Consider the following 934-nt stretch of genomic DNA (forward strand, 5'->3'; position numbering starts at 1 on the left):
AGCAGTAAAAAACCATCCACAAGACCCAAAGTTTGCCAACGATATTCTCCGTTTTCAATACGGTCTTGTTTAACCATGGCGAACGGGTCTGCAAAAACACGAGCAGCAATTTCAAAACTGACACGGTGCTTTCTAAGATTACTTTTCGCTTTAGCTTCATCCCATTCAAATCTTATTTTCATATCTTATGTTAATACATTTATGTATGTATTTCAAGAGTTTTAAATGAACACTGAACTATTTATGTTTTTTTGCATATTAAATATAATTTTATATGTTAAAAAACAATAATATCATTTTGAAATAATTGAAAAAATAAGCAAATCATGCTAAGATTTTCTATGTATTAAAGTACAAGTTTAAGGTAAGAAAAAACATGCTAAATAAAGTGACATTAATCGGGCGTTTAGGTGCTGATCCCGAAAGCAAAACAATGAATTCTGGAGCAGAAATAGTCAATTTTCGTATGGCAACTTCTGAAAGCTATACGGATAAAAATACTCATCAAAAAGTAGAGAAAACAGAATGGCATTCAGTTGTGATTTTTAATCCACATTTAGCAAAAATAGCGCTTCAATATCTAAACAAAGGTTCAAAAGTTTACGTAGAAGGCAAATTACAAACACGCAAATGGCAAGATAAAAATGGGCATGAATGTTACACAACAGAGATTGTTTTACCGCAATTCAAAGGCGAGTTGTATTTGCTTGATGTAAAGAAAGAGCAATTTGCTCCTTCTTCCGTTACTTCTCAAAATTATGCTATCGCTTCAGGTGCTGCTGATCATAGTGCATCTCTTAATGACAGCATACCATTTTGATTGATAAAATATGGCAAAGAGAAACATGTGGGCTCCCACAGATTAGGGGATGTATGAAGAAGAAAGATGCTTACATTTCACAAGTGAAAGTACGTCAAGATCCTGTTAATCAAT

At 33.1% G+C, this 934-nt stretch carries 2 protein-coding genes; one reads left to right on the forward strand and one right to left on the reverse strand.

What is annotated here, in order from left to right:
• A partial coding sequence (locus ACFIQE_RS10910; RefSeq protein WP_375707754.1) for a BrnT family toxin occupies positions 1-182 on the reverse strand: 182 nt, incomplete at its 3' end.
• 194 nt (positions 183-376) lie between these two features.
• Between ACFIQE_RS10910 and ssb the strand changes: the two genes are divergently transcribed.
• Positions 377-820 carry a single-stranded DNA-binding protein gene (gene ssb, locus ACFIQE_RS10915; RefSeq protein WP_375707755.1) on the forward strand — a complete coding sequence of 148 codons (444 nt, stop codon included), beginning with the start codon at positions 377-379 and terminating at the stop codon, positions 818-820.
• Positions 821-934: the final 114 nt, after the last annotated feature.

The organism is Bartonella sp. AA1HLJMS (assembly GCF_042197445.1).
Taxonomy (GTDB): domain Bacteria; phylum Pseudomonadota; class Alphaproteobacteria; order Rhizobiales; family Rhizobiaceae; genus Bartonella.